The organism is Hyphobacterium sp., assembly GCF_965228115.1.
In the GTDB taxonomy this organism is placed as follows: domain Bacteria; phylum Pseudomonadota; class Alphaproteobacteria; order Caulobacterales; family Maricaulaceae; genus Hyphobacterium.
On the sequence record NZ_OZ245794.1, the window covers coordinates 1,785,518 to 1,807,402 of the forward strand.

At 59.2% G+C, this 21,885-nt stretch carries 20 protein-coding genes; 6 read left to right on the forward strand and 14 right to left on the reverse strand.

Translation table 11 applies throughout. The features are described from left to right. Positions 1-18: 18 nt before the first annotated feature. The gene (locus tag ACO079_RS09320; RefSeq protein WP_421789476.1) at positions 19-933 is read right to left on the reverse strand and encodes an MBL fold metallo-hydrolase; all 915 of its coding nucleotides are present in this window, start codon (positions 931-933) and stop codon (positions 19-21) included. A gap of 111 nt (positions 934-1,044) precedes the next feature. Here ACO079_RS09320 and ACO079_RS09325 point away from each other — a divergent pair, with 111 nt between their 5' ends. The 4 genes from ACO079_RS09325 (at position 1,045) to ACO079_RS09340 (ending at position 4,286) form a co-directional block, all read left to right on the forward strand. Further along, the gene (locus tag ACO079_RS09325) at positions 1,045-1,569 is read left to right on the forward strand and encodes an SH3 domain-containing protein (RefSeq protein WP_421789477.1); all 525 of its coding nucleotides are present in this window, start codon (positions 1,045-1,047) and stop codon (positions 1,567-1,569) included. Positions 1,570-1,677: 108 nt separating this feature from the next. Continuing rightward, positions 1,678-2,211 (forward strand): 3-hydroxyacyl-[acyl-carrier-protein] dehydratase FabA, encoded by a 534-nt coding sequence (gene fabA, locus ACO079_RS09330; protein ID WP_421789478.1) that lies wholly within the window; start codon positions 1,678-1,680, stop codon positions 2,209-2,211. Positions 2,212-2,234: 23 nt separating this feature from the next. Then, a complete protein-coding gene (gene fabB, locus ACO079_RS09335) occupies positions 2,235-3,449 on the forward strand; it encodes a beta-ketoacyl-ACP synthase I (protein ID WP_421789479.1) in 1,215 nt (404 codons plus the stop codon). Positions 3,450-3,467: 18 nt separating this feature from the next. Next, positions 3,468-4,286: an enoyl-ACP reductase FabI gene (locus ACO079_RS09340; RefSeq protein WP_421789480.1), complete on the forward strand. Its 819-nt coding sequence runs from the start codon at positions 3,468-3,470 to the stop codon at positions 4,284-4,286. Positions 4,287-4,363: 77 nt separating this feature from the next. On the opposite strand, the gene ACO079_RS09345 is transcribed toward ACO079_RS09340, so the two are convergent. Further along, complete coding sequence (locus tag ACO079_RS09345; protein WP_421789481.1) at positions 4,364-6,823, reverse strand: prolyl oligopeptidase family serine peptidase; 2,460 nt, start codon at positions 6,821-6,823, stop codon at positions 4,364-4,366. A gap of 119 nt (positions 6,824-6,942) precedes the next feature. Continuing rightward, the gene (locus ACO079_RS09350) at positions 6,943-8,154 is read right to left on the reverse strand and encodes an acyltransferase family protein (RefSeq protein WP_421789482.1); all 1,212 of its coding nucleotides are present in this window, start codon (positions 8,152-8,154) and stop codon (positions 6,943-6,945) included. 184 nt (positions 8,155-8,338) lie between these two features. On the opposite strand from ACO079_RS09350, the gene ACO079_RS09355 reads away from it, so the two are divergent. Further along, the gene (locus ACO079_RS09355) at positions 8,339-9,190 is read left to right on the forward strand and encodes a LytTR family DNA-binding domain-containing protein (RefSeq protein WP_421789483.1); all 852 of its coding nucleotides are present in this window, start codon (positions 8,339-8,341) and stop codon (positions 9,188-9,190) included. A gap of 60 nt (positions 9,191-9,250) precedes the next feature. Here the strand turns inward: ACO079_RS09355 and pnp are convergent, their stop codons facing one another. The 8 genes from pnp to rimP all read right to left on the reverse strand — a co-directional run bounded on the left by pnp (position 9,251) and on the right by rimP (position 18,730). Next, positions 9,251-11,392 carry a polyribonucleotide nucleotidyltransferase gene (pnp, locus tag ACO079_RS09360; protein ID WP_421789484.1) on the reverse strand — a complete coding sequence of 714 codons (2,142 nt, stop codon included), beginning with the start codon at positions 11,390-11,392 and terminating at the stop codon, positions 9,251-9,253. 37 nt (positions 11,393-11,429) lie between these two features. Further along, the gene (rpsO, locus tag ACO079_RS09365; protein ID WP_421789485.1) at positions 11,430-11,699 is read right to left on the reverse strand and encodes a 30S ribosomal protein S15; all 270 of its coding nucleotides are present in this window, start codon (positions 11,697-11,699) and stop codon (positions 11,430-11,432) included. 34 nt (positions 11,700-11,733) lie between these two features. Next, a complete protein-coding gene (truB, locus tag ACO079_RS09370) occupies positions 11,734-12,687 on the reverse strand; it encodes a tRNA pseudouridine(55) synthase TruB (RefSeq protein WP_421789486.1) in 954 nt (317 codons plus the stop codon). Next, positions 12,688-13,113: a 30S ribosome-binding factor RbfA gene (gene rbfA, locus ACO079_RS09375; protein WP_421789487.1), complete on the reverse strand. Its 426-nt coding sequence runs from the start codon at positions 13,111-13,113 to the stop codon at positions 12,688-12,690. A gap of 74 nt (positions 13,114-13,187) precedes the next feature. Beyond that, entirely contained in the window at positions 13,188-15,755 is a 2,568-nt protein-coding gene (infB, locus tag ACO079_RS09380; protein WP_421789488.1) for a translation initiation factor IF-2, read from the reverse strand. 121 nt (positions 15,756-15,876) lie between these two features. Next, a complete protein-coding gene (locus ACO079_RS09385) occupies positions 15,877-16,476 on the reverse strand; it encodes an RNA-binding protein (protein ID WP_421789489.1) in 600 nt (199 codons plus the stop codon). A 14-nt stretch (positions 16,477-16,490) separates the two neighbouring features. After that, on the reverse strand, positions 16,491-18,203 hold the full coding sequence (gene nusA / locus ACO079_RS09390; RefSeq protein ID WP_421789490.1) for a transcription termination factor NusA: 1,713 nt from the start codon (positions 18,201-18,203) through the stop codon (positions 16,491-16,493). Beyond that, complete coding sequence (gene rimP, locus ACO079_RS09395) at positions 18,200-18,730, reverse strand: ribosome maturation factor RimP (RefSeq protein WP_421789491.1); 531 nt, start codon at positions 18,728-18,730, stop codon at positions 18,200-18,202. The genes nusA and rimP overlap by 4 nt, the downstream gene beginning before the upstream one ends. Before the next feature lie 227 nt (positions 18,731-18,957). Between rimP and ACO079_RS09400 the strand changes: the two genes are divergently transcribed. Further along, positions 18,958-19,509 (forward strand): YHS domain-containing (seleno)protein, encoded by a 552-nt coding sequence (locus ACO079_RS09400; RefSeq protein WP_421789492.1) that lies wholly within the window; start codon positions 18,958-18,960, stop codon positions 19,507-19,509. Here the strand turns inward: ACO079_RS09400 and trmB are convergent. The 3 genes from trmB to ACO079_RS09415 form a co-directional block, all read right to left on the reverse strand. Then, positions 19,506-20,195, reverse strand: a complete 690-nt coding sequence (trmB, locus tag ACO079_RS09405; RefSeq protein ID WP_421789493.1) for a tRNA (guanosine(46)-N7)-methyltransferase TrmB — start codon at positions 20,193-20,195, stop codon at positions 19,506-19,508. The genes ACO079_RS09400 and trmB overlap by 4 nt on opposite strands. Further along, on the reverse strand, positions 20,173-21,339 hold the full coding sequence (gene metK / locus ACO079_RS09410) for a methionine adenosyltransferase (RefSeq protein ID WP_421789494.1): 1,167 nt from the start codon (positions 21,337-21,339) through the stop codon (positions 20,173-20,175). Before metK ends, trmB begins: the two co-directional genes overlap by 23 nt. A gap of 99 nt (positions 21,340-21,438) precedes the next feature. Further along, positions 21,439-21,861, reverse strand: a complete 423-nt coding sequence (locus ACO079_RS09415; protein ID WP_421789495.1) for a helix-turn-helix domain-containing protein — start codon at positions 21,859-21,861, stop codon at positions 21,439-21,441. Between the last annotated feature and the right edge of the window lie 24 nt (positions 21,862-21,885).

Sequence of the window (21,885 nt, forward strand, 5' to 3'; positions counted from 1 at the left end):
GCCGTATTCGTGTTGGTATTATGGGCTGCAAGGTATCGCGCGCGGATTTCCGTCTTCCCCGGCAGCGTCAAAATACAGCGTCGCCACCATGCGCGGCGTGCAGATAAATCCCCAGGTCCAGTCGTCGTGATAATCCGCAAGCGGGTCGGCGGCCAGAACTTCCGGCAAGCTCATTCCCGCCTCGACCATGGGCGAGATAATGGCACGCGTTTCTCTTATCATCTCAGCCGACGCCATGATGTCGTCACGCGTCGATAGCGGGCCATGACCGGCGATGACCTGCGTCTCTTCATCGGTCATCTCATAGGCGGCTTCGAGCGCAGCGATAAAGCCATCGACCGTACCACCCGATTGCAGGTCGATGAAGGGGAACCAGCCGGAAAAGAGAATGTCGCCCATGTGAAGCACATTGGCGTTTTCAAAGAAGACGATCGCATCACCATCGGTATGTGCATCCGGCAGGTGAATAGCCCGCACGGTTTCGCCATTCATATGGAAATGCAGGTCTGATCCGAAGGTCAGAATGGGCAGGAAGCCCTCGCGGTCAGCCTCTATGAATTCAAGATCAGATTCTTCGATTCTTGTGCGGATATTGTGGTGGGTCGCAATCGTCGAACCTGCGTCATGAAAGTGAGGGTTCGCGCCGATATGATCCCCATGCCAATGCGTATTGAGCACAAAGCGGGGAATGCCCTCCCCGGCAATGCTTTCGATTGCGGCTTCGATCTGCGGCCCGGTGCCCGGCAGCTGATCATCAACGAGCAGGAGGCCATCATCGCCGACCAGCAGGCCCAGATTTCCGGCAACACCCGTCGACAGCATGACGACGCCGCCGCGCAACTCTGTGATCTCGAAGTTCAACTCGCGTGCTTGCTGCGCCTGCGCAGCTGCACTGGCGGCCAGCGCTGAAACAGCCGCAATCCATACTTTCATGTCCCTGCCTCCCTGTTGGCAGATTAAAGCATAAGCCGGTTTATCGCGTGCGTCAGGAAAATCTCACTGTTTTTACCGGGTGTTCACCCCGTTGGCCGCATCTGGACAGCCATGAAAATCTATCGCCTCGTCCTTGCCATTATGGTTATCGCCTGCCCCACACCGGCCCTGTGGGCACAGCAGGCCGATACGCCGTCCGGCTTTCCGGTTCCGCGCTTTGTTTCACTGAAAGTGGGCGTGGCACATGGCCGGTCGGGGCCCAGTCAGGACCATCCCATTGCCTGGCGCTATGTACGCGCAGGCCTGCCCTTGCGTGTCACAGCTGAAGCGCCCGGCTGGCGGCGGGTGGAAGACCCGGATGGCGAAGTGACCTGGATGCACCAATCGCTGCTATCGGGCCGCCGGACGGTCTACATTCCGGTCGGGACCGAGCTGCGGATCCGGCCCGATGAAGAGGCGAATATTGAAGCCATTGTTGAGCCGGGCGCAATCCTTGATCTCGAGCGCTGCGCCGAGGGTGGTGCCGTCTGGAAGCGCAGGGGCATCATGGTTGGGCGCCAGCCGATCAGATCTGGGGAATTTTGCCGGCCGATCTGGGTCTTGAAGACGGTGCAGAACACAGCCTCGCTGCCTTGAGTGCGCCGCCCCCGCATGATACCGCTCAGCGCTGAAAGCGGTGGATATCTGACGGCTTGATCTTCCGTTCCAAATCATAATGCGGACCGTCACCGCACGGGATAACATATGACTGAACGTCCGAACGCGCTTTCGTACGAAGACTTGCTGCGCTCTGCCAGCGGAGAGCTCTACGGGCCCGGCAATGGCCAGCTGCCTGCCCCGCCCATGTTGATGATGGATCGCATCACCCACATCTCTGATGAGGGCGGAAAATATGGCAAGGGCCAGGTTATCGCAGAGCTCGATATCACCGACGACAAATGGTTCTTTGAATGCCACTTCCCCGGCGACCCGGTCATGCCGGGCTGCCTTGGTCTGGATGCCATGTGGCAAATGGTCGGCTTCTGGCTGGTCTGGGAAGGCAATCCCGGCAAAGGCCGCGCTTTGGGCTGTGGCGAGGTGAAGTTTACCGGTCAGGTCACGCCGGACGTAAGGCTGGTTCGTTACGAAATCGACATCCGCAAAGTCATCAAGCGCGGCCTTGTGCTGGGCGTCGCCGATGCCCGCCTGCTCGCCGATGGCCGTGAGATTTATAGTGCCAAAGACCTCAAGGTTGGCCTGTTCAAACCCGAGGATCTCGCCCGCCAGCAGGCTGGCTAGGTCAACTCATCAGGGAGTTTTTCATGCGCCGTGTTGTGATTACAGGGTTGGGCGTCATTTCCCCCATTGGCAACAATGCCGAAGAAGTCTCCGCCTCTCTGAAAGCGGGTAAATCCGGCATCCGCTTCATGCAGGATTTTGCCGACCATAATTTCAAATGCCAGGTCGGCGCCAAGCCTGACATCAACCCGGCCGACCATGTCGACAAGCGCGTCTACCGCTTCATGAGTGAAGGCGCAGGCTGGTGTTATATGGCGATGGAACAGGCCATTGCCGCCTCCGGCATCGCCGAAGCTGACATCTCCAACCCCCGCACCGGCATCATCATGGGTTCCGGTGGACCTTCGGCGGGTACGATTGTTGGCGCCGCTGACATCACCCGCGATAAAGGCCCGCGCCGCATCGGCCCCTTTGCCGTGCCCAAGGCGATGAGCTCGACCGCCTCAGCCACACTGGCCACACCGTTCAAAATTCTGGGCGTGAACTATTCCATCACCTCGGCCTGCACGACCTCGCTGCACTGCGTGGGCGCGGCCGCAGAGCAAATCCAGTGGGGCAAGCAGGATGTGATGTTTGCCGGTGGCTGTGAGGAAATCCACTGGGCGCTATCGAACCTGTTTGACGCCATGGGCGCCATGTCGACCAAATACAACGACACGCCAGAACACGCCTCACGGGCTTTCGACAAAGACCGCGACGGGTTTGTGGGCGGTGCCGGGGCAGGCGTTTTCGTTCTGGAAGAGTATGAGCGCGCGAAAAAGCGTGGCGCGCCGGTCCTGGCCGAGATCACCGGCTATGGCGCCACGTCTGATGGCCATGACATGGTCGCACCCTCAGGTGAAGGCGCGGTGCGCTCCATGAAGCTGGCCATGGAAACCGTTTCGGGCGGGATTGACTATCTCAACCCGCATGCCACCGCGACGCCGGTTGGCGATATCGCCGAGATGAAAGCCGTCAAAGAGGTCTTCGGCGACAAGGCCCCGATGATTTCAGCGACCAAGTCCATGACCGGTCACTCGCTAGGTGCCGCAGGTGCGCATGAGCTGGCCTATACGCTGCTTATGATGGAAGGCGGCTTTGTCGCCCCGTCGATCAACGTGTTCAATATGGACCCGGATATCGCGGCTCTGAACCTGCCGATTGTCACCGAAGCGCGCGAAGCGACACTGAATACCGCCATGTCGAATTCCTTCGGCTTTGGTGGCACGAACGGCACCGTCGTCGTCTCCAAAGTCTAGTTTAAACGAGGTTGTCTCATGTCTGATACCGTTTTCCCCAAGGGCGATCTGATGAAGGGCAAGCGCGGCCTCGTCATGGGCGTCGCGAACAAGAACTCGATTGCCTGGGGCATTGCCCAGCAGCTTTCAGCGCAAGGCGCAGAACTGGCCTTCTCCTATCAGGGTGAGGCACTGGAAAAGCGCGTGCGGCCACTGGTGGAAAGCCTGGGCGGTGAGCCTTTCATGCTCTCAGCGGATGTCACCGATGATGCGTCCATGGATGCCTGCTTCAAGGCGCTGGAAGACAAGTGGGGCACGATTGATTTCCTGGTTCACGCCATTGCTTTTGCGGGAAAGGACGAACTTGTCGGCTCTTTCACCGAAAATACCACACGTGAAGGCTGGCGCCGGGCGATGGAAATTTCGGCCTTCTCATTCGTAGACGCCGGTAAACGCGCCTCGAAACTGATGCCCGATGGCGGCTCCATGGTGACCCTTACTTATCTCGGCTCGGAACGTGTTGTGCCGTCGTATAATGTCATGGGCGTGGCCAAGGCGGCGCTGGAAGCCAGCACGCGCTATATGGCACGCGATCTCGGCCCGTCTGGTATTCGCGTCAACGCGCTGTCGGCGGGCCCGATGCGCACGCTGGCCATGGCCGGCATCACCGGCGGTAAATCCCTTATGAAAACCGGTCGCGACTGGTCAATGATGAAGGAAGACACCCGTATGGAAGGTGTAGCCGGGGCCGCGCTCTATCTCCTGTCTGATTTGGGACATTCCTGTACCGGCGAAACCCTGCATGTCGATGCAGGTTTCCACGCCGTTGCTGTGCCCAGCACGGATGAGGATGAGTAGGGGTAAGCCCAAGCCCTAAAGACAAACCCCGCCGGATCGCTCCAGCGGGGTTTTTCTTGGCCGTTAGCTGACTGGGCCTATTGCCCTGCGCCATCACCTGACGGTTCCGAACGGGTGCGCGGATCATCTTCCGGCAACACCCAGGTGTTTAGCCAGTCGATGGATTCCGCCAGCACATGCAGAACGCTCTCGCGTCCGCGATAGCCATGGCTTTCATGAGGCAGCATCACAAGCCGCGCCGTTCCGGCATTGCCTTTCACCGCTGCAAACATGCGTTCGGACTGCATGGGGAAGGTGCCGGAATTATTGTCCACCTGACCATGGATCAGAAGGATCGGCTCATTGATGTCATCGGCATGCATGAAGGGCGACAGTTCGAAATAGGTATCCGGAGCCGCCCAGAAAGTCCGGCGTTCTGACTGGAAACCAAACGGCGTCAGCGTGCGGTTATACGCGCCCGAGCGGGCAATCCCTGTACGGAAGAGGTCACTCGCCGCCAGGAGGTGCGCCGTCATGAACGCCCCATAGGAGTGACCGGCAATCGCGACACGATCCCCATCACTGATGCCCCGGCGAACGGCTTCGTCAATTGCGGCTTCCGCCGACAGCACCAGCTGCTCGATGAAGGTGTCATTGACCGTTTCCGGGTCATCCCCCACCACCGGCATGGTGGCGTTTTCCAAAAGGGCATAGCCCTGCGTCACCAGAAAGCGCGGGCTGGTCCCGGCCACGCGGGTAAATTGATGCGGTGAGCCCCGCACCTGACCGGCGGTGGCGGCATCATTATATTCCAGCGGATAGGCCCAGATCAGAAGCGGCAACGGACCGTCACGCTCCACATCATAGCCGGCGGGCAGATACAGCGTGGCCGACAGCGAGACGCCATCTTCCCGCTCATAGGTGATCAGCTCGCGATAGATGTCGTTGAGCTGCGGGTGCGGGTTGGCAAACTCCGTGATGGCCCGCACCTCACCGTCGCCATTCAGGCGCACATTCGGCGGCGTGATCGGGTCCTGATAGGACGTCAGGAAGGCCGAGCCATCCGGCTCCACCAGGCCAATCACGCTCTCAAGATTGTCACCGGAATTGCGCCACAGCTCTTCCGCCTCGAAGGTTTCAAAGCTGACGCGGTTCAGGAAAGGCCGGTTGCCCTCCGGGGTCGCGCCCGTGCCGGTAAAGTAAAGAAATCCGTCCTGAACTGCAGCAACAGACCGGCCAAACTCATTCCGGACGGTCTGGGGCGAGCCCGGATCGGCATAGCTGTCCTGCAGATTGCGTTCTTCTGCCAGGCGTGGCTCTGCACCCGGATTGGCGAAATCAACCACCCAGCGGCGGACAATCCGCGTATCGCGATCATATTCCACCGCAATTGCTGTTTCGCCTTGCGAGGTAAATTGCGCGCCGAAATAACGATCTTCCGTACGCACCACCTCAACCGGCTCGCCATCAAAGGGTGCATCCAGCATCCAGACACTGTCGCGCTGGTCTGCCTCCACGCGAGGGTCGCCACCGTCCAGAGCTTCCGCCCAGACGACACGCGCCGGATGGGAGGCCTGCCAGCCGACATTACGACGGCCGGAAATCACCCCGCCAATCGGTACATTATCGGCGATCGGCTGTTGGGCGATCTCGGCAATCTCATTGCCGTCCAGATCAATCACATAGGTGCGGTCGGCAAAGCGCGACCACGGCACATCGTAGGAGAAGGGCTGGAGCATTTCCCCGATCAGGATCATCTCCCCACCCGGGGCCGGATCAGCGGAATAGAAAAAGCCCGGCTCACCCACAGGGCGCGCACGGCCGCGGCGGACATTCACAGCCACCAGCTGGGATTCTGCCAGCCAGGCAAACAGCGCCGCATCATGGGCATCTTCCAGAAGGTCCTGATAGGTCCGCACCGGAGCTTCATAGCCGCCGGCTTCCTGAATCACCGGACCCGCCGGAACCAGCGGACGTTCAGGCATGGGGCCGCGATTTGCCGGAATGGTATTGACGAGAAGAGTTTCGCTGTCCGGCATCCAGCGGATCGGATCGAAGACGGCATTCACGCCTTCGGCAATCACTTCGCGGGCGCGAGCGCGCTCCATATCCGCCACCCAGACCGAAAGCGTATCGCCTTGCGTCACGACGAAAGCGGCATAGCGGCCATCCGGCGACCAATCAAAATTCGATAGGCCGACATCTTCCGGCAGATCAATCTCGCGCTCTTCACCCGTCGTGACATTAATCACTGACAGGCCAATCGCCGTGCGCGGCCCATGACGGCCATTCGTCACCGCATCGAGCCGCATACCGGCCAGGCGTTCCATCGGGCGCGCCAGTTCAGACACTGGCGGCAGGCTTTCGCGATGGATCAAGAGCAGGTGCTGGCGGTTCGGCGAAAACGTCGTCCAGGGCGCGTTCGGCGCATCGACGATGTCGACGATATCCTGAGGCGGCAACCGATAGGCTTCGTCCTGCGCCATGGCGGCGCTGCCCAGCATCAAACCAAAAGCTGCCAAAGCGCCCGTGATGGAACGCGCTGTCTTACCGATCATGAAATCCTCCCAAAAAAGACGGGCCCGCTCAGAAATAGGGCGGGCCAGTCCGTTCGGCGACAGTTTAACCGGGGATTGGGTCTGGCGTCCTGAAAAATCGGTAATGATTGAACGCTGGACTATTCGGCGGCTTGCGGGTGCGGTGTCGGTCTTGTGTCGGCACGCAGCTTCAATCCCAAAACCGGCCGCAGAGGCGGGATCCGGCGGATGAGCTCAAAGCCAATTATGCAACCACCAATCGTGATCCCGGTCACCAGCGCAAATTCCAGCGGCCCACCCAACGCCATGCCGGTCAGCCATTGGCCCGCCACAACCGTGATCGTCTGGTGCAAAATGTAATAGGGAAAAATCGCCTCGGTCAGATAACGGCGGGCCGGCCCATCGCGATTCAGGAATTTATGCGCCAGCGCCGCCAGAGTCAGGATGATCGTCCAGGAATAGACCACACGCGCAATCCGGGCGGCCCACAGCCAGGCTTCATTCTCAACAGCCCGGTCCCAACTCATATAGCTGAAGAAGAGACCCGCCATCGCGATCAGCGTGACTGCCCCGGTCAGGGGAAGGGCGCGATAGACGCCTGCCCACATGTCCCGGTTCTTCGCGATCAGATATCCATAAATCAGGAAGGTGAGGCTGTTGGCGTGATTGGCCCAGTCATCAAACAGGGCATGGGTGGTTGGAAACTGCGGGACCAGCACAAGGCGATAGATCAGGAGCGGGACGACCGGCAGGGCGATCAACAGGATGGGTCCCATAATCGGGCGCGCAAGCAGGCGTCCAAGAGCGGCCATGGCCTTGCCATCTGCCACCCATCTCAGAACCGGCAAAAACGGCACCAGAAGCAGGGAGTAAACAAAGAGATAGACCACATACCAGAGATGATTCCAGGTCGGCGTGTGGACGCTCCAGGGCCCGCCCCATTCGCCTGCATAAGATCGGTAAAACTCAAGAAAACCGCCGGAAAACTGACCCGTTCGTGTCACCTCGACATAAGTTTGCGGTGCCACGATCACATACATGCCGAACAGAATGACCGGGAAGAGCCGCCAGACCCGGTCGCGCCCAAAAGACAAGCTGCCCAGCTTGTCCGACAGGAAGCGGATCGCCACGCCGGAAATGAAGAAAAGCAAGGGCAACCGCCACGGGCTTGAGAGCCACATGAAGGGCTCGATGACATCAGTCTGGTAGGCACTCGCTGCGTGCCAATCAGCTTCGGTGTAGAAAACGCCGATGTGATAGAAAATCAGCAGCCCAAAAGCGAGAATCCGCAGCCAATCGAGATCGTGACGGCGGGTGAAAACAGCACTTGGATTAAGAGGGGTCGAGGACATGATGTGGCGCTCCGGCGATCAACCCGCCGAATGAAGCCGAAAACGCAAAATGCTGCGACAAGCCGGGGATTGATGACGGCTATTGGGGTCAAACAGCTGCGTGGAAGGGGTGAAAGGCGGCAGGCGGGGGCGAGCGGCAGAGCCTGGTCTTGCCAGTTAATCGACCTATGGCAGACTTGACGCCATGAGCGATACGGACTTTCAGCGCGAACAGGAAGCCGAAGCCCGGGTGGGCCGTCAGGCTTTTCTGGTTTCGGCATTGATTGTGTTGATGGTCTGGATCATCAGCTCAACCTCGATCCTGATCGAGCGCGACCTCGCGGGCATCGAGGCGCCCTGGCTGGAACCCTGGATACGCGAAGGCACTAGCCCGCTTATCATCATTCCGCTCTTTTTTCTGATCCGCTGGATCGAAAAGCAGGGCCCGATCAGTCCGAGCGTCTGGAAGCGGTCGCTGATAATCCACATTGGCGGGAGTCTCGTTTTTGCCGCGATTGTGATTGCCTGGATGGCGCTTTTTCGCGCAACCGCCTGGCCCTTGCTCTTCGGGCGAAGCTATGACCTGTTCAATGATACGCCGGGCCTCGTCTTCATCTATGAATACCGTAAACTCTTGCCGGCCTATTTTGGCCCGCTCGCCCTGATCTATGTCTTCCGTGAGTTTGAAATGGCGCGGCTGGAGCTCGACGCGGCGCGCCAAGAAGCACGCTCCACCCAACGCCTCACGCTGAAATGTGGCGGCCGTCAAATCTATATCGAGGCCAACGGCTTCATGAGCGCCAAGGCCGCCGGTAACTATGTAGAAGTGCGCACGCCGACGGGCGAACATCTCGCCCGCATGACCCTCGCAGAACTCGAAAAACAGTTGACTGAAGCGAGTGTCGATGCGGTCCGCGTGCACCGCTCCTGGTTGGTCAATCAGGCAGCGATTACCGAAATCTCGCCGACCGGCGAAGGGGATGTAACGCTGACCCTCTCAGATGGGTCGCGCATTCCCGGCAGCCGCCGCTATCGGGACCGCTTGAAGGCGGCGTAGAAAAACCCCGCCGGATCGCTCCAGCGGGGTTCTTGGTTTCAGCAAAACTGAGACAAAAGGCTATTCCTCTTCGTCAGAGGCTTTTTCTTCTTTTTTGATCTCTTCGCCAGACTCCTGATCGACGACTTTCATCGACAGGCGAACCTTGCCGCGATCATCAAAGCCCATCAGCTTGACGTAGACCTCATCGCCTTCGGCGACGACGTCTTTGGGATGACCAACGCGCTCATTCTTCATTTGAGAAACGTGCACGAGGCCGTCTTTCGGACCGAAGAAGTTCACGAAGGCACCGAAGTCCATCACTTTGACGACCTTGCCTTTGTAGATCTCGCCCACTTCCGGCTCCGCAGTCAGGCTGTGGATCCAGTCGAGTGCCGCGCGGATGGATTTGCCATCCGGCGAGGACACTTTGATGACGCCGTCATCATTGACGTCGACCTTGGCACCGGTGACTTCCACGATCTCGCGGATCACCTTGCCGCCTGTCCCGATCACATCGCGGATTTTGTCCGTCGGAATGGTGATCGTTTCGATGCGCGGTGCGTACTCGCCGACTTCTTCACGGGCCGTGCCAAGCGCTTCATTCATCTTGTCGAGAATGTGCAGGCGGCCGCCCTTGGCCTGATCCAGCGCCGTTTTCATGATGTCTTCGGTGATACCAGCAATCTTGATGTCCATCTGCAGCGAGGTGACGCCTTCGGTCGTACCCGCCACTTTGAAATCCATATCGCCGAGATGATCCTCATCCCCGAGAATATCGGAGAGAACCGCCACACCGTCCGGATCCTTGATGAGACCCATCGCGATACCCGAAACCGGGCGCGTGATCGGCACACCGGCATCCATCATCGCCAGAGAAGCACCACACACAGTCGCCATGGAAGACGAGCCGTTGGATTCGGTGATCTCGGAGACCAGGCGGATGGTGTAAGGGAAGCTTTCCGCATCCGGCAGAACGGCGCGAACCGCACGCCAGGCCAGCTTGCCATGGCCAATTTCACGGCGGCCCGGAGCCAGACGGAAGCTGGTTTCACCCACCGAGTAAGGCGGGAAGTTATAATGGAGCATGAAGCGCTCCTTATAGGTTCCCGTCAGCGCGTCGATGAACTGCTCGTCTTCACCCGTGCCCAGAGTCGCCACGACCAGACCTTGCGTTTCACCACGCGTAAACAGCGCAGACCCGTGCGTGCGCGGCAGAATGCCGGCTTCAGAGACGATGTCGCGAACTTCGTCCAGCTTGCGGCCATCAATCCGCTTGCCGGTCTTGATGATGCCGCCGCGAACGATGGAGGATTCCACCGATTTCAGCACATCACCGAGGACCACGCCCGGAATGCCGTCCGGATTTTCTTCGCTTTCGCCCAGAGCTTCCTTGGCCTTGTCTTTCGCCGCACCGACCGCTGCATAGCGCTCGGTCTTGTCGGTGATGGTGTAGGCGGCAGCCAGATCGGCTTCGACCAGCTCGCGAACCTTGGCTGCGACGTCGGAATGGTCTTCCGGCGCAAATTCCCAAGGCTCTTTGGCCGACTTTTCAGCCAGCTTTATGATTGCGTCCAGCACCGGCTGGAACTCTTTCTGGCCGAACATGACCGCGCCGAGCATGATGTCTTCGGCCAGCTCTTTGGCTTCGGACTCCACCATCATCACGGCGTCATGCGTGCCCGCGACCACCAGGTCGAGCTCGCTGTTTTCCATGTCATCAACCAGCGGGTTGAGAACATATTCGCCATCGATATAGCCCACGCGTGCCGCGCCGATCGGACCCATGAAGGGCAGACCGGAAATGCAGAGCGCCGCAGATGCGCCGATCATGGCGACCACATCCGGGTCATTTTCCATGTCGTGCGACAGAACCGTCAGCATCACCTGGACTTCATTCTTGAAGCCTTTCGGGAAGAGCGGACGGATCGGACGGTCGATCAGGCGGGAGGTCAGCGTTTCCTTTTCAGTCGGCCGGCCCTCACGCTTGAAAAAACCGCCAGGAATCTTTCCGGCGGCAAAGTATTTTTCCTGATAGTTGACGGTCAGCGGGAAAAAGTCGGCTCCCGGCTTGACGTTTTTGACGCCAACGGCGGTCGCCAGGACCGTCGTTTCGCCATAGGTGACCATGACAGCGCCGTCCGCCTGGCGGGCGACTTTGCCGGTCTCGAGGGTCAGCTCACGGCCGCCCCATTCAATTGTTTCTTTGTGAATTTCAAACATCTCGTACGTGCTTTCATCCCGTCTCGGATAAAAAGATCTAGCGGCGCAGACCCAACTTCTCGATGACCGCTTTATAGCGGGCTTCGTCTTTTGCTTTCAGATAGTCGAGAAGACGGCGGCGCTGAGACACCATCTTAAGAAGGCCACGACGGGAGTGATTGTCCTTCTTGTGGGTTTTGAAGTGTTCCGTGAGGTTGGAGATACGTTCCGACAGGATCGCGATCTGAACTTCCGGAGAACCGGTATCGGCCTTGCCTTGGGCAAACTCGTTGATAAGCGCGCCTTTGCGCTCTTGCGTAATCGACATCGGATTTCCTTTCTTCGCCCGCTTAGGGCATTGGTCAGTTGTGATTAAACACCCGGGACGGCTGAAACTTGCCGGCCTGGGCCTCGCCAAGAGCGACCGCCATCTCCCCGCACATCGCAACCGCTATTCGAGACCCGTCTTTGCCGGAAATGTCTCGGGGGCGTCGAAGCGCGCGAAGCTCCTGCGCAATGCGCGGAAGCAGGACGATGGCACGTCCCTGGCGAATTTGAGTGGCTTCATCCTCGGTTATGGCCAGCGCCGGGATGTCGTCCAGCGCGGTCTCAACCGGGGCAAGCCCCTCAAAAGCGCGGCCCTTATGGGCCAAATCCGCCAATTCGTCCAGCGATATGGCAGAAGTTTCTTCAAACCCGCCCACGCGGGTTCTTCGCAGGGCCGAGATATGCCCTTCCGTGCCGAGTTCAAACGCCAGATCGCGCGCCAGGGAGCGCACATACGTGCCCTTGCCGCAATCCATTTCAAAGGCGGTTTCATCCGCCGATAGCGTATCGACAATCTCCAGTCGCTCTATGCGGACCGGGCGGGGATCAAGCTCGACCTCGACACCGTCACGCGCCAGATCATAGGCCCGCTCGCCCTTCACCTTGATGGCAGAAAATTTTGGTGGCACCTGATCAATCTCGCCAATGAAATCCGGCAGGATCGCTTCAATCTCATCTCGTGTCGGCCGGATGTCGGAGGTCGCGGTGACCTCGCCTTCCGCATCGAGCGTATCAGTGGTCACGCCCCAGCGAATGGTAAAGCGATAGGTTTTATCGCCTTCCTGTGCGATCGGGACGGTCTTGGTCGCTTCCCCCAACGCGACAGGCAACAGCCCTGTCGCCAAAGGGTCGAGCGTACCGGCATGACCGGCTTTCTTCGCGTCGAAAATACGCCTGACTTTCGACACCGCCTGCGTAGAAGTCACATCCAGTGGCTTGTCCAGCAAGACCCAACCATGAATGTCCTGGCCCTTCTTGCGGCGGCCCATCTAGTCGTCGACCTCATCCGCCAGACCCGGGTCGAGATCGCGTTTGACGGAAGGTTGGGCTAGCAATTCATCAATGCGGCTGGCTTGATCAAACCGGTCGTCGGCCACAAAGCGAAGCTCGGGCGTAAACTTCATCTCGATCTGCTTGCCCAGCCGGCCACGTAGGAATCCCGCACACCGGTTCAGCCCACCGGCCACAGCTTCGCGATCACCTGCGCCCAGCGGCGCCACAAAGACCCGTGCGGTCTTCAGGTCCGGCGCAGCCCGCACTTCAGTGATGGTCACATCCACGCCCTGCAGGGCAGGGTCGCGCAATTCCTCACGTTGAAGAATCTCCACCAGCGCATGGCGCACCAGCTCACCGGCCCGCAATTGTCGCTGCGAAGGCAGTTTTGCGCCCATTTGGGGAGAGCCGTGACGGGTCATTTATATCTCTTTCCAGTGCGCCGGGATCGGACCGAGGGCACCGCTTTTCACGTTGATGCGAAAGGAGCTATGGATCAGAGCGTACGCTCGACTTCTTCGACCTCGAAGCATTCAATCAGGTCGCCCTTCTGAATGTCTTCATAATTCTCGAACGCCATACCGCACTCTGTCCCGGCGCGCACTTCCGGCACTTCATCCTTGAAGCGCTTCAGCGTCTTCAGCTTGCCCTCATGGATCACCGTGTCATCGCGCAGAAGACGCACGCCCGAGCCACGCTTCACAACGCCCTCGGTCACCTGACAACCCGCCACCTTGCCAACCTTGGAAATATTGAACACTTCCAGGATTTCGGCGTAACCGATAAAGGTCTCGCGTTTTTCCGGTGCCAGCATGCCTTCCAGCGTGCCTTTGACGTCGTCGATTAGGTCATAGATCACCGAATAATAGCGGATCTCAACGCCTTCCTGTTCGGCCAGGTCGCGTGCTTGCTTATTGGCACGGACGTTGAACGCAAACACCGGAGCGCCCGAGGCTTTCGCCAGCAGGATGTCCGACTCATTCACACCACCAGCGGCCTGGTGAATAACCCGCGCCTGAACTTCTTCATTCCCGATCTTTTCAAGCGATTGCGTGATGGCTTCAGCCGAGCCCTGCACGTCCGCTTTTACCACCAGCGGCATTTCCGACACATCACTGGTCTTCAACCGCGCCAGCATCTGTTCCAGCGACGCGCCACCCGTCCCGGCAGCGGCCGCAGACTGACGCTTCTGGCGTTGGCGGTAGTCCACAATCTCACGCGCGCGCGCTTCATTGTCGACCACGGCGAATAATTCACCCGGTTCCGGAGCCCCATCGAGACCCAGAATTTCGGCCGGCTGTGACGGGCCTATGGATTTCAGTTGCTGGTTCCGCTCATCAATCAGCGCCCTGACACGACCCCATTGAGCCCCGGCGACAACGATATCGCCGCGCTTGAGTGTGCCGCGTTTAACAAGAACGGTGGCCACAGAGCCCCGGCCCGGTTCGACCTGGCTTTCCACCACAACGCCGTCAGCCGGACGGTCCGGATTGGCTTTCAGTTCCAGCAATTCCGCCTGCAGCGAAATAGCGTCGGTCAGCTCGTCCAGGCCGGTTTTCTTCAGCGCCGAGACTTCAATCGCTTGTGTCTCTCCGCCCATGCTTTCGACGATCACCTCGTGTTGCAAAAGGTCGGTCAGGACTTTTTGCGGGTTCGCGCCTTCGCGGTCCATCTTGTTGACGGCCACAATGATCGGCGCTTCGGCCGCTTGGGCGTGTTTGATGGCTTCAACGGTTTGCGGCATCACGCCATCATCCGCAGCAACCACAAGAATGACGATATCGGTCGCCATTGCACCCCGAGACCGCATCGCGGAGAAGGCCGCATGGCCAGGCGTATCCAGGAAGGAAATCCGGTCGCCCGATTTCAGCTTCACCTGATAGGCACCAATGTGCTGGGTGATACCGCCCGCTTCCCCGGCGACCACATCGGTTTCGCGCAAGGCATCCAGCAGCGAGGTTTTGCCGTGATCGACATGGCCCATCACGGTCACAACCGGCGGACGCGGCTTTTTCGTGTCTTCCGGATCGTCTTCCTCGATGAAGCCTTCTTCAACGTCGGATTCCGATACACGTTTCGCGATATGCCCGAAATCTTCGATGATCAGCTCGGCTGTATCGAGATCAAGCACGTCATTCACACGGACCATCTGGCCCTGCTTCATCAGATATTTGACGACATCAGCAGCCCGCTCAGCCATCCGGCTGGCAAGTTCCTGCACGGTAATCACTTCCGGCAACACGACTTCGCGCTGGATCTTCTCGCGCTCACCGCCTTCCTGGCGGCGCTGTTTTTCGCGCTCGCGGGCGCGGCGCACAGAGGCCAGCGACCGCTGACGGTCTTCATCTCCATCCAGAATGTTCTGGATAGTCAGCTTGCCTTTCTGACGGCCGCGGTCCGGTTTGGCGCGTGCCTTGTCCGGGGCTGACCGGCCAGGGCCGGCGCCTTTCTTTTTCACCCGGCCACCCATGCTTTCCAGCATGTCGTCAGGAGACGGCGGCACTTCCCGGCCGCGGCTGGACTCTTTTTGTTTCGGCGCTTCACGGCGAGCAGGGGCCTCGGCATCCGCCTTGGCGGCAGCCGCTGCAGCTTCGGCTTCCACCTCTGCTTCACGCTTGCGGCGCTCGGCCTCTTCAGCCTCCTCGGCTTCGCGGCGCTGTTTTTCTTCCAGCAGGCGCTGTTCTTCTTCCGCCCGCTGTTTGCGCTCAACCTCTTCAGCCTGGCGCTTTTCTTCTTTTTGGGCCGCTTCAGCACGCGCACGCTGAATGGCGCGCTGACGCGCGACGAGCTCTTCCTCGGAAAGACCCAGCTCACGTGCCTTAGCCGCCAAAGCGGACTCGTTCTTCTTTGGCGCAGCGCCAGAAGCCGCAGGCTTGGCGCCTGGCGTATTACCACCCGCGCCGCCGGATTGCGGCGTAACTACACGCTTGCGCTTTTTCTCGACCACGACAGACTTGGACCGTCCGCGCGCAAAGCTTTGCTGCACGGTTCCGGAACCGCCCCGGCTCAAGGAAAGCGGTCGGCGGCCTGATCCACCCTGATTTCGATCGTCACTGTCGCTCATGCGAACCCTTATACCACGGCCTGATACGCGGAATAACCACCGGCGGCCATACGACCGGTGTCCCTCTTCCAAGTCCACCAAGGCTTGAAGGCCCGCTAACCTAGCCAGCTTCCGCCTTGATTCAACCACTCTTCTCCGCTTGCGCGCCCGGATCGAGTTCCCGGAAGCCCGCAAGCCTGTTCATCACGTATCCGAACGACCGCGCTTGCGGACTTTCGGCCAGAACGGCATGGACAACATGATCGCGCCCCAATGCCGCTCCCAATTCTTCTGCCGCGAAACATCCGCAAACAGGAACACTGCCCCATTTTGCAAATGTCAGCCGGTCAAGCTTTGACCGGCCATCCGCCGCACCATCGCTGGCCTCTAGCCGCCAGGCCGGACGGTTGGCTTTGATCGCCAGCCTTGCGGCATCCATGCCCACCGCAAGCTGGCCTGACCTCCGCAACAGGCCCAGCAGCGACAGGGCCCGCTGAGCCAACCCGGCATCAACCTGATCTGCCAGACCCGCCAACGCCTTCCCGCCTTTGAGCGCCCGCGACAGATGACCCTTGCCAACCGCCGTCTCCACGCTCTGTCGGTCTGCCTCAACCCAGGCACCCCGTCCCGGAAGCTTTGAGGCCAGATCAGGAACAATTCCGCCTTGCGGATCGATCACAAACCGGATCAGCTCTGTCTCGGGCCGGGTGTCCCGGCTGATCAGGCCGCGCCGCTCGCGCATATGTCAGCCTCGCCCTAGCTCTTGTTCTCGCCTTCTCCGCTCTCAGCCGGCGCATCGAAATCAACGCCCAGCGCGGCGGCCTCGGCCTCCAAAGCGTCAAGATCCATATCGGCGATATCAATCTCACCGCCCTCTTCACCCTCGGACTCCTCGGGTTCCGGCTGAGGCAGATCTTCTTCGGAAATCCAGCCAGCCGCGACGCGGGCTTTCAGGATCAAAAGCTCGGCGTCGTCCTGAGACAGCTCGAACGATTCCAGAATACCCGGCTCGCGCACGCGCTCGCCATCACGGGTCTCAAACCAGCCGCGCAGATCATCGGGTGTGAACCCGGCAAGGTCGTCTGCAGTTTTCACGTCATTTTCGCCCAGTGCGACCGCTATTTTCAAATCGACGCCATCAATCTCCAATAGCGCATCTTCAACGCCCAACTCTTTACGCTTCGCGTCTTGCTCGGCTGCGACCTTGTCCAAATGCTCACGCGCCCGCGTCTGGATCTCGACGGCCGTATCATCATCGAAGCCTTCGATAATGGCGATCTCGCCCAGCTCGACATAGGCAAGCTCTTCAACGCTCTCGAAACCTTCGGTCGCCAACAGCTGCGCGATGACTTCATCAACGTCCAAAGCTTCCATGAAGGTCGCCGTCCGCTCGGCAAACTCTTTTTGCCGGCGCTCGGATTCTTCCTGCTCGGTCAGGATATCAATCGACCAGCCAGTCAGTTGCGAAGCCAGACGGACATTCTGACCACGGCGGCCAATGGCCAGTGACAATTGGTCATCCGGCACCACGACTTCAATCCGCTGATCGTCTTCGTCCAGAACGACCTTGGCGACTTCTGCCGGCTGCAGCGCGTTCACGATGAAAGTCGCTGGATCCTGGTTCCAAGGAATGATGTCGATCTTCTCGCCCGCCAGTTCAGACACAACGGCCTGAACCCGCGAGCCACGCATACCGACACAAGCGCCCACAGGGTCAATCGAGCCGTCATTAGAAATGACCGCGATTTTCGCGCGCGAACCCGCATCGCGGGCCACGGCAGGGATCTCGATAATACCTTCATAAACTTCCGGTACTTCCTGCGCGAACAGCGCGGCCATGAAGTCCGGATGAGCACGCGACAGGAAAATTTGCGGACCGCGCACTTCGCGGCGCACATCATAGATGTAAGCGCGGACGCGGTCGCCATTCTTCAGGTTCTCGCGCGGGATGCCATCATTACGGCGGACAATACCTTCGGCGCGGCCCAGATCGACAAACACATTGCCATATTCAACACGCTTGACGATGCCATTGATGATCTCGCCAACGCGGTCCTTGTATTCCTCAAATTGACGCTCACGCTCGGCATCACGGACTTTTTGCGTGATGACTTGCTTGGCCGTCATGGAGGCCACACGGCCAAACTCAATCGGCGGCAATTCTTCAGAGAAGACCGTGCCGATCTCGGCATCCGCTTCCAGTTTTTTTGCCTCGCCCAGGCTGATTTCCTGGGATTCGTTTTCAACCTCTTCGACAACCGTCGTGCAGCGGGTCAGCGACATCTCACCGGTTTGCGGGTCGATCTTGGCGCGAATGTCCAGCTCGGCCCCATAGCGAGAGCGGGCGGCCTTTTCGATGGCTTCCTCGATCGCTTCTATGACGATGGATTCATCAATCGCCTTTTCCTGAGCCACGGCTCGCGCGATGGCGAGCATTTCGGTCTTGTTTGCGCTGACGCCGATATTCATGGCGTATCTCCACTGTTGTCGCTGGGCTGGCGGGTGGCCAGATCAGCCTTGATCAATTCATCGGTCATGACGAGCTTGGCATCCGCAATCCACTCAAAAGGAATGAGCGCGGTCTCGTCTTCATTGGGCAGATCAATCAGCACCGAGTTGTCCTCGAAGCCGGCCAACATGCCAGTGAATTTCTTGCGGCCCTCGACCAGACGGTCGAGTTCCAGCTTGGCTTTAAAGCCAGCCCAACGCTCGAAATGCGCCGGCGCGGTCAAGGGCCGATCGATACCGGGCGAGGAAACTTCCAGATTGTACTCGCCTGAGATCGGGTCCTGTTCCTCTAGAACATCGGACAGCGCGCGGGACAGTTTCGCGCAATGCTCGACGTCCATTGTGCCGTCGGAATTCTCGGCCATGATCTGGACGGTCTGCTTTTTGCCTGACTTCACCCGGATACGGACGATTTCCATGTCCAGAGCCGCCGCAACCGGCGTCACCAGAGCATCGATCGCTTCATCCTGAACCGTGCGTGTCCGCAAGACCTTGCCTCTCATCCGGCCAACAAAAACGGCGGCCCCGAACCGGAGCCGCCGACAGATGTTATCCAACATCAATCGAACGTGATGCCAGCCATATACGCTTGATGGGCTTTGAGTGCAAGGCAGCGCTCACAGGTCAAACACTCGAACGTGACCGCCGACCGTCTTGCATGTCATCAGTATCCCGGCGATTTGCGGGCCACATCTGGACCGGGAAGGACAAGATCATGATGAAGACCCTGCAACTGGCCATTCTGGCAATTTTCGTATCTGCCGCGAACGCGCAGGCTAACGACGCAAGTTACGCCCCCATCAGGATTGACGGCACGCAACTGAACCGCGCCGAGCAATACATCAGCGAGAGCGGCGTGGCGCTTCATGGCTACGATACGGTTGCTTATCACTCCCTTGGCGAGGCCACGCCCGGCCGCGCCGATATCTCTGCGACCTATAATGACGCCTTGTGGTTCTTTTCGACCCAGGCCCACCGGGCGGCTTTCCTGGCCGATCCGGCACGATATGGGCCCGCCTATGATGGCCACTGCGCCTTTGCGGCAGCCCATGGTGCAAGGGCAGCCGGCAATCCACTCAACTGGACCATCATCGATGGCCAGCTCTTTTTAAATGTGAACCCGAACGCCCACCGGTTGTTTCTGGAGGACGCAGAGAACTTCATTGATCGCGGCGTCGCGTATTGGAACGATACAGACGAACCACTCTCAGCGGCTGATCGTGCGCGTCCGCTCAGCAATGTCAGGGGCGAGGTGACAGCGGACTAGCACCGGATGAATTCAAAAAAGACTGGGATGCAATCTCCGAGATTCTTGGTTTCATACCGCGTCGTAAGATGATCAGCTGGCGGCTGGCGCCAGTCATCAGCCTCTCGCGCCTGCCAGGCGAGTTGATCATTCTGACGCAGCACGAAAAGCGCGTGATCGGCATAGGATTTGACATCCGTTGCCACACGTAACTGCCCGCTAGGCCTTAGCAACCGCGCAAATTCAGCGGTCGTGTCGTCCTGGACAAGCCGGCGCTTCGCATGGCGCGCCTTCGGCCATGGGTCCGGGAAGAGTAGATAGATCCGGTCCAGGCAAGCATCCGGCATCCGCGCCATCACATCGCGGGCATCGCCCTCCATCAAACGGACATTGGTCAACCCAGCCTCGTTGATCTGGGTCAGCGCCTTGGCCACCCCGTTTATGAAGGGTTCAACGCCGAGAAAGCCTGATTCCGGATTGCGCGCCGCTTGCCCGCTTAAATGCTCGCCGCCGCCAAAGCCGATTTCGAGCACATAACGGGACTTTCCCGGTAACAGATCGTCGGGGCTCACATTGCCGTCCGCCGGAATAGCAATAGTCGGCAAAAACTCGTCCACCAGCTTTTGCTGGCGCGCGGACAAGCTACGCGACTTCGTCCGGCCAAATGTACGGAGAGGTTTGGCCTCAGGCGAGGGATTTGAGCTCATCGACCAAGTCCAGCTTCTCCCAGGAGAAGCCGCCATCGTCATCCGGATTACGGCCGAAATGCCCGTAAGCCGCCGTACGCGCATAGATCGGACGCGACAGACCCAGACGCTCCCGAATGCCCCGTGGAGACAGGTCAGCGATCTGCATTAGCGCATCTTCGACTTTGGCTTCTTCCGCCTGACCCGTTCCATGGAAATCAACATAAAGCGAAAGCGGCTTTGAGACGCCGATCGCATAGGAAACCTGGATCGTGCACTTGTTGGCCAGGCCAGCCGCAACGACATTTTTTGCCAGCCAGCGGCAGGCATAGGCCGCCGACCGGTCAACCTTGGTTGGATCCTTACCCGAGAAAGCTCCACCGCCATGCGGGGCCGCCCCCCCATATGTGTCGACAATGATCTTCCGACCCGTCAGGCCTGCATCCCCATCCGGTCCGCCAATCACGAAATTGCCGGTCGGGTTGACGTAGAACTCGTCTTCCGGCGGGAACCAACCCTCCGGCAATACGTCCTGCACAATCGGGCGGACCAGCTCCCGGATATCCTCCGGCGAATAGCCTTCCGTGTGCTGGGTCGAGACAACGACCGAAGTTACACCGACAGGCTGGCCGTTCTCATACTTCAGCGTCACCTGGGATTTTGCGTCTGGCTCAAACTCGGGCCGGGCACCGGTTTTTCGCTGCCGCGCCATTTCTTTGAGGATCTGGTGCGAATAGAGAATGGGCGCAGGCATCAACACATCGGTTTCATCTGTGGCATAGCCGAACATGATGCCCTGATCGCCCGCGCCTTCATCCTTATTGCCGGACGCATCCACGCCCATGGCGATATCTACAGACTGCTCGTGTAGATGGTTTGAAAACTCGGCGGTGCGCCAGTGAAACCCGTCCTGCTCATAACCGATGTCGCGGACAGCGGCGCGTGCAACAGATTCGATCTCGTCAGAACTGATCGGCGTTCCGGCGCGAACTTCGCCTGCAAGTACGATACGGTTGGTGGTCGTCAGCGTCTCACAAGCCACCCGCGCTTCCGGATCCCGACCCAGATACAGGTCAACCACGGCATCCGAAATCCGGTCACAAACCTTGTCTGGATGACCTTCTGACACACTCTCGGATGTGAAAATAAATGATTTGCGGCCCACAGTGCACCACCTTTCATATAAAGATGTCTTTATATGATGTGCCGCTTACGCGCTTCTAGCCGGAAGCGCAACCGATCACGTGAGTCTCGCGCAGTAATATCAGGACTTGCCGTTTTTGGCCTCGTCCTCGTCAGCAAGTGACCGGACCAGTTCCAGCACGCGGCGGCGGACTTTCGGTGTTTTAATCCGCGAAAAGGCTTCCGCAAGCGCTACCCCATCCGCACTTTGAATGAAGTCATAGACGACCGGGCTTTGGCCGCCTTCGGCAACACCCGCAGCATCTACACCGGCGAGGCCATCAAAGAAAAAGTTCACCGGCACATCAAGCACTTTGGATAGGCTGAACAAGCGGCTGGCACCGATCCGGTTCGCCCCCCGCTCATATTTCTGGACTTGCTGAAAGGTCACACCCAACTCGTCGCCGAGTTTTTCCTGGCTCATCTTTAAAAGCTGCCGCCGCAACCGGACGCGCGATCCTACGTGCGCATCAATCTGGTTGGCTTCACGCGGGTTTCGTTTCATGGCCGCTCCCCCGATATGTCAAGT

Coding starts and splice junctions, on each gene's coding strand:
- ACO079_RS09345 (WP_421789481.1), bottom strand. CDS start 6,823: ATGATCGGTAAGACAGCGCGTTCCATCACGGGCGCTTTGGCAGCTTTT.
- ACO079_RS09325 (WP_421789477.1), top strand. CDS start 1,045: ATGAAAATCTATCGCCTCGTCCTTGCCATTATGGTTATCGCCTGCCCC.
- ACO079_RS09320 (WP_421789476.1), bottom strand. CDS start 933: ATGAAAGTATGGATTGCGGCTGTTTCAGCGCTGGCCGCCAGTGCAGCT.
- nusA (WP_421789490.1), bottom strand. CDS start 18,203: ATGAATATCGGCGTCAGCGCAAACAAGACCGAAATGCTCGCCATCGCG.
- rpsO (WP_421789485.1), bottom strand. CDS start 11,699: ATGTCGATTACGCAAGAGCGCAAAGGCGCGCTTATCAACGAGTTTGCC.
- ACO079_RS09415 (WP_421789495.1), bottom strand. CDS start 21,861: ATGAAACGAAACCCGCGTGAAGCCAACCAGATTGATGCGCACGTAGGA.
- ACO079_RS09385 (WP_421789489.1), bottom strand. CDS start 16,476: ATGCGCGAGCGGCGCGGCCTGATCAGCCGGGACACCCGGCCCGAGACA.
- pnp (WP_421789484.1), bottom strand. CDS start 11,392: ATGTTTGAAATTCACAAAGAAACAATTGAATGGGGCGGCCGTGAGCTG.
- fabA (WP_421789478.1), top strand. CDS start 1,678: ATGACTGAACGTCCGAACGCGCTTTCGTACGAAGACTTGCTGCGCTCT.
- ACO079_RS09400 (WP_421789492.1), top strand. CDS start 18,958: ATGATGAAGACCCTGCAACTGGCCATTCTGGCAATTTTCGTATCTGCC.
- ACO079_RS09340 (WP_421789480.1), top strand. CDS start 3,468: ATGTCTGATACCGTTTTCCCCAAGGGCGATCTGATGAAGGGCAAGCGC.
- ACO079_RS09350 (WP_421789482.1), bottom strand. CDS start 8,154: ATGTCCTCGACCCCTCTTAATCCAAGTGCTGTTTTCACCCGCCGTCAC.
- trmB (WP_421789493.1), bottom strand. CDS start 20,195: ATGAGCTCAAATCCCTCGCCTGAGGCCAAACCTCTCCGTACATTTGGC.
- truB (WP_421789486.1), bottom strand. CDS start 12,687: ATGGGCCGCCGCAAGAAGGGCCAGGACATTCATGGTTGGGTCTTGCTG.
- rbfA (WP_421789487.1), bottom strand. CDS start 13,113: ATGACCCGTCACGGCTCTCCCCAAATGGGCGCAAAACTGCCTTCGCAG.
- fabB (WP_421789479.1), top strand. CDS start 2,235: ATGCGCCGTGTTGTGATTACAGGGTTGGGCGTCATTTCCCCCATTGGC.
- infB (WP_421789488.1), bottom strand. CDS start 15,755: ATGAGCGACAGTGACGATCGAAATCAGGGTGGATCAGGCCGCCGACCG.
- ACO079_RS09355 (WP_421789483.1), top strand. CDS start 8,339: ATGAGCGATACGGACTTTCAGCGCGAACAGGAAGCCGAAGCCCGGGTG.